The sequence below is a fragment of the Nostoc sp. CCY0012 genome, assembly GCF_963920855.1.
Classification (GTDB): domain Bacteria; phylum Cyanobacteriota; class Cyanobacteriia; order Cyanobacteriales; family Nostocaceae; genus Cyanocohniella.
This window is the reverse complement of sequence record NZ_CAWUDM010000204.1, coordinates 1-3,632: the sequence shown is the minus strand read 5'-3', so window position 1 is coordinate 3,632 and position 3,632 is coordinate 1. Positions and strand designations below refer to the sequence as shown.

Annotated in this window: 3 protein-coding genes and 1 pseudogene; all 4 read right to left on the bottom strand. The window is 41.0% G+C overall.

The annotated features are described in order from the left end of the window. Window positions 1–2 precede the first annotated feature (2 nt). Complete coding sequence (locus ACM0OS_RS28520; RefSeq protein WP_414546543.1) at window positions 3–860, bottom strand: hypothetical protein; 858 nt, start codon at window positions 858–860, stop codon at window positions 3–5. After that, window positions 841–1,161 (bottom strand): hypothetical protein, encoded by a 321-nt coding sequence (locus ACM0OS_RS28515; protein ID WP_414546542.1) that lies wholly within the window; start codon window positions 1,159–1,161, stop codon window positions 841–843. The genes ACM0OS_RS28520 and ACM0OS_RS28515 overlap by 20 nt, the downstream gene beginning before the upstream one ends. 534 nt (window positions 1,162–1,695) lie before the next feature. Continuing rightward, window positions 1,696–2,772 (bottom strand): annotated as a pseudogene (iscB, locus tag ACM0OS_RS28510) (RNA-guided endonuclease IscB); the annotation flags it as partial. After that, the gene (locus ACM0OS_RS28505; protein ID WP_414546541.1) at window positions 2,769–3,572 is read right to left on the bottom strand and encodes a thioesterase domain-containing protein; all 804 of its coding nucleotides are present in this window, start codon (window positions 3,570–3,572) and stop codon (window positions 2,769–2,771) included. The pseudogene iscB and the gene ACM0OS_RS28505, both read right to left, overlap by 4 nt. Window positions 3,573–3,632 lie beyond the last annotated feature (60 nt).

Below are 3,632 nucleotides of genomic sequence, written 5' to 3'. Positions count from 1 at the left end.
CCCTAGCTATCTAATTGGTATGAAAGAGCCTGAAACTCAAGCACAGAGAGAATTTCTTGATGTTGATGAACTAAACTTTGTATTGCGCTAACTGGATCATGATGAAGGCGATGTTTTTGTTGACGAGGGGCTTCGGACAAGGCTAATCTACGGCGTTGAATTTTGTACTCTGTTATAGGCACTTGTTGGATTTGTGCAAGTAACTGTTTTTCGCTTTCGGCTAGGAAGAGAACTTGATATTGTCCAAAATCGCGCAATTCAACAGTTGACTTGCGTCCACTAATTCGCCGCTGATTGCGACGCAAACGGCTAAACATAGCTTCCATTTTCAGGTTATCTGGCGGCAAGCCAGGGACATCATAGCAGTGCAATAAGTTAGTACCGTATTTGTCCCATAGTCGTTGTAGCTTTTTCTTCAAGGCAAACTGTGCGGGATTTTGTTGAGGGTCAGGCTGAAATTTCTGTAATAACTCTTCCATTTCGTGCCGAACCTGAAGGCTAGTTAAGGGTAAACTATGAGTTTGTATAATATTAGTTACGTTCTCTGGGTTACGTTTCGAGTCCTCAGTGTAGCGTAAACAATCGGCAATTCGTCGCAACCACTGGTGCGCTTCTTCTAAGTCCGACGCTAAGGTTGCCAACACTTTGTACGGTAACTTCTGATATGGTTGCAGCCACTCAATTAGCTGTTGTCCTTGTGCTTGTGGTAACTGAATTCCACTTACTGGCGTACCGCTTAATACCTCGTACAATACATACAGTAAGGTTCCATGACCTTCGGGCTGTAAGGCATCAATTGCCCAAATCAAACCACCATGTTCACGGGCTGTGGCAGCTAATTTATCCTGTGTATGTGCCATCGTTCCACCCAATAGTGCCAGAAATTGACGGTATAGCTGTGCCGTCATTGCTTTCGTTAATTTCAACACCACGCTGGTTTAATGCGCGCCGAATTTCTGCCAACTGTTGATGCTCATGTTCATGTTGCCAACCAATAAATGCCAGCACGTCTAGCCCATAGGTACTGTAAGGTAAGCTGTATTTTAGTACGCCAGTAGCGTAATAATGTTTACCAAAATGTGTGCAACTGGGATTGGTACATTCTTTACTCTTGCCTGCCACAAATACTGCACCATCCATTGTTTGAACGGTTTTACGCATATGCCTTGGTCTGCGTAATACTAACTCTTTTCCACAATGGACACATTCGATGAGTGAACATTCTAATACTATTCGTTTGATATTACTGAATTTTCTTTCTGGGCGATGGCGAGGCAACTTTTCTATCACTAATTTTTTACTGCTGCTAGGTGCTTTCCTCAGCTTACCTGCTTTGTATACCAATTAGATAGCTAGGGTACTAGCGGTGATCGCCACAATGAACTTGTTCTACCAAGCTTAGATCCAAATCCTTTCCCACCTACAACAAAACCCTTCTCAAGGTATCCTGGAAGGGCTAGTAACGGTAAAAGGAGGTAGGATACCCTTGTTTTTTTGACTGTTAGTTTAAATTCCCTGCTTTCTCAACAACTTGTTTCAACTCTAAGTGAGCCTAGCGAAACTTGCTCAGGTAGGGGAGTGTCAAAGAACCAATTTAATTGATGAATTATCCAACAAAATCATCTATCTTCCCTCCTGGAGACTCCCCCCATAGCTGTACTCAGCTTGGCGGCGAGAGGAAAGGAGAGACAATATCTAGATTGCATAACCATAACCATCCTTTTTGTGAATTGTTGTGCAGTATTTGTAAGAAATACCTTGAACTAAACCATCTTTGGTGGAAATATTAAAACTGCCAGTACTTCTGACAGCAATTCTGCCAATGTAAGTACCAATTTTTTTGCCCTTAGTGACAATAGCTTTGATCATATCACCAGTCTGAAAACCTTGAACCAACTTGTGTCTAGGTACATGACGACTAGGAAATCCGTATTTGTCAGTCCGACATGACTGCCTAGAACCATGCCCGTTGGCAGTAATCAACAAAGGTCTAATACCTTTGATTTTGAGTATTGGAGTTGATGCACCAACACAACAAGCATCTAGCCAATGAGATTTGTCTAACCCTTGTTGAGTACGGTTAAACTTGGTCAATCCCCCAGAACCAGTTTCTGTCGGTAAACCAGTTGCTTTTAACGTTTCTAGCAGTGCAAACCGAGTAGTATTTACTGCGGCTGCATCAGCTAATGGCTTTTTAGCATGATTGAGAATTTTACTCAATCTAACTGGGTCTTTTTTGAGAAAGTCCTTAATATCTTTTATACCTTTTTTGATATTACATTTCTCACAGCTTAAAGTTAAGTTAGTGATGGAATTTGACCCACCTTTCGCTCTAGGGTGTATGTGTTCAATTTGAAGTGGGATATCTTTGATTCCACAATAAGCACATTCTCTATTCCACTTTTCTAACAGGTATTGGCGAGTTTCGTATCCGGCTAATTCTCCTTGTTGATATTCTTTACCTTGGATATCAGGATGACGAATTAATTGCAGATCAAACTTAACCAGTTCTTGACTGATAAATTGAATTGGGGCAATCTTCTGTAACCTATTTACCCAGGTTTCGATATTTTCAACACGACTTTGTAGGCTTGGTGCTAACCAACCTTGTAGTCGAGTTCTATTTAAAAACCTTGGCTGACGATATCTGGTTTTTCTACTCCTTCTACTTCTACGCAGTTGTCTTCTCGAAGTTAAAGCATCCCGGATAGCAAATCCTCTATGCTTTAATTCTGCTGCAAATACTACTTCACCTGTTGAATCGTTAACTAAATTCCTTTCAGATAATATCCCAGATATTCAGCTAAAACTTGAACATAAGGTTCCTGAAGAATAGTATAATGATTGCCGGGAATTTCATGGATTTCTAAATCATCAGTTACTAATTTGCTCCACCCAAATTCCGGAGCTTTTGTTCCTTCTAATATTTGTTCACTGCTACAGAAGAGGGTAATTCGACCAGTATAAGGCTTGGGTATATACTTATATTTAGCCATCAGATTTGCTTGAAAAACTTGTAGTAATTGCTGCATCTGTTGCAACCCAAATTCTGAAGGCAAAATATTGACCTTTTTTGCTTGGTCTAAGATATGGTTTACTTTATCTTCAAAAATGAGTGGTTGTAGTTCATCAACTAAAACTGATATATCCTTACCAAAAATTCCCCCTAAGTCTTTGACAACAGAAGCTACTAATAAAGCCTCATCAATTTCTTGAGGCATATTGTTAGTAATGGGTGCATAGCAATCTATTAAGGCCAGTAAAGCAACTTCATGACCTTGTTGATATAACTGCTGTGCCATCTCAAAAGCAACAACGCCACCTAAAGACCACCCTGCGATTTGGTAAGGGCCTTGGGGTTGAATGCTTTGCAGGGACTGAATATAGTGGAAAGCCATATCCTCAATGCGAGTTAAAGGTGCTTGTTTTTCATTCAAACCAAGCGATTGCAAGCCATAGAACGGTTGTTCCCGTCCCAAATGACGTGCTAAATCCGCATAACACAGAACGTTACCACCAATCGGGTGAACGCAGAACAAAGGTGTCCGGTTGCCGACGGGTTGAATTGTCACTAAGGAAGCTTAGTGGTGCAGAAAAGTCTTGAACCGCTTGTATACCAGGAGTCTGACTGA